3 protein-coding genes are annotated in these 1,668 nt (G+C 44.7%); 2 read left to right on the top strand and 1 reads right to left on the bottom strand.

Translation table 11 applies throughout. The features are described from left to right. Both ENTHG_RS23250 and ENTHG_RS23245 read left to right on the top strand, forming a co-directional pair. The coding region (locus ENTHG_RS23250) for an FMN-dependent NADH-azoreductase (RefSeq protein WP_237567534.1) at window positions 1-632 on the top strand (632 nt) is incomplete at its 5' end. Between the two features lie 15 nt (window positions 633-647). Further along, window positions 648-1,127, top strand: a complete 480-nt coding sequence (locus ENTHG_RS23245; protein ID WP_044185835.1) for a carboxymuconolactone decarboxylase family protein — start codon at window positions 648-650, stop codon at window positions 1,125-1,127. Window positions 1,128-1,381: 254 nt separating this feature from the next. Here the strand turns inward: ENTHG_RS23245 and ENTHG_RS23240 are convergent. Further along, window positions 1,382-1,668 (bottom strand): carboxymuconolactone decarboxylase family protein (locus ENTHG_RS23240; RefSeq protein ID WP_044185833.1); only part of this gene is annotated, 287 nt, incomplete at its 5' end.

Genomic DNA, 1,668 nt, shown 5'->3' with positions numbered 1-1,668 from the left:
CGCGATCTCACCTGAGGGAAAGAATGATGAAACTGCTTCACGTTAAAGTTAGTCCGGATTTATCAGGATCGGCATCCCGCGCGGCGTCTGAACACCTGGTAGAAAAATTACGCACGCATCACGCCGGGCTTGAAGAATCAGTGCTGGACCTGGCTCAACGGCCGCTACCGCATCTTGATGCATTTACGATTGCTGGTTTTTTTACCCCACCAGACCTACGCAGTGAAGCTCAGCTCACCGCTATTGAGACTTCGGAAAAACTGGTAGACCAGCTTTTTGATTGTGACACGCTGGTTATCTCATCGCCGATGTGGAATCTCGGCCTGCCTTCAGTGCTGAAAGCCTGGTTCGATCATATTACCCGCGCCGGACGAACGTTCTCCTTTACGCCAGAGGGTAAAAAAGTGGGACTTGTCAGCGGCAAAAAGGTGTACTGCGTGGTCGCCAGCGGCAGCGTATTTGCCCACGGCCCATTTATAGCGGATGACCAGTTCACGCCATACATTCGTATAGCGCTTGAATATATTGGTATTACCGACGTGCAATTTATCCGGGTGGACGGAACGCATGATCCCGTCGCTCGTATTACAGCATTACCCTATGCACTGCAAACCATTGATCGTTTATTTTAAAAAGAGGATTACAATATGTCGTCACGTGTGAATCATTTCAAAACCATCCCGACATTGGCTAAAACACTTGCCGATGCTTCTGTGGCATTAGGAAAAATCTCGCTGGATAAAAATCTTAAACACTTAGTGGATATCCGTGCCTCACAGCTGAATCACTGTGCATTTTGTCTGGATATGCATGTTAAAGAAGCAAAAATGCATGGTGAGCGTGAACTGCGTCTTTATCACGTTGCAATTTGGCGGGAATCGCCATTGTTCAGCGCCAAAGAGAAAGCTGCGCTGGCACTGACTGAAGCTTTGACCCGCATTGGTGATAATGGTGTAAACGAAGCGCTTTACAGCGAATTGCGCGAACATTTCTCTGAAGTGGAGATATCAGAGTTAACATTCACCATTGCTGTAATCAACGCCTGGAATCGTCTACAGATTTTATCACAGATGGCACCAGGCACGATGGATAGCGCTTACGGTCTGGATCGTGCTGAATTACATTAATTAATGTCCACCAACATCTCTTTTTGTTGAGGGCTTTGTTTTTTAATCTAAGCTTGCATATATTTTAATAATCGCAGTTGAGTAGTATTCTTAGGGTATTTTTAACATTACCGTATGGAATATTTTAAATGCTTAAAATAACGTTAATAACAATTATTTTTGTGCCTTGCTTTTAAAAAGGGAGAACCGCCGAAAGGCGGTTTTCCCTTTGGGGGGGAATTAATAACCAATCGCGGGAAGAAACGAATGATAATTTACGCTTTGGCTAGCGGCTTCATTCGAAAACTGATACCCATACGATTAAGTGCATTCATTGTTGCAATAACGATGGTCAAATCGACCAAATCTTTTTCACCGAATACTGAAAGCGCTGCAGAATACGCTTCATCCGAAGCATGTGTCTCACTTACACGTGTGACTTCTTCTGCCCATGCCAGTGCCGCTTGCTCCAGATCCGAGAATAAATAAGTAGCTTCATCCCATACTGGAATCAGTACTATTTTCTCTACCGACATACCACACTTTATAAGATCGCGTGTAT

Source organism: Phytobacter massiliensis JC163, assembly GCF_000321045.1.
GTDB lineage: Bacteria > Pseudomonadota > Gammaproteobacteria > Enterobacterales > Enterobacteriaceae > Phytobacter_A > Phytobacter_A massiliensis.
The sequence above is the reverse complement of the archived record's forward strand: the minus strand, read 5'-3'. Positions and strand labels throughout refer to the sequence as shown.

Excerpts from the sequence above, each read along its gene's own strand:
- ENTHG_RS23245 (WP_044185835.1), top strand. The coding sequence starts at position 648 with ATGTCGTCACGTGTGAATCATTTCAAAACCATCCCGACATTGGCTAAA.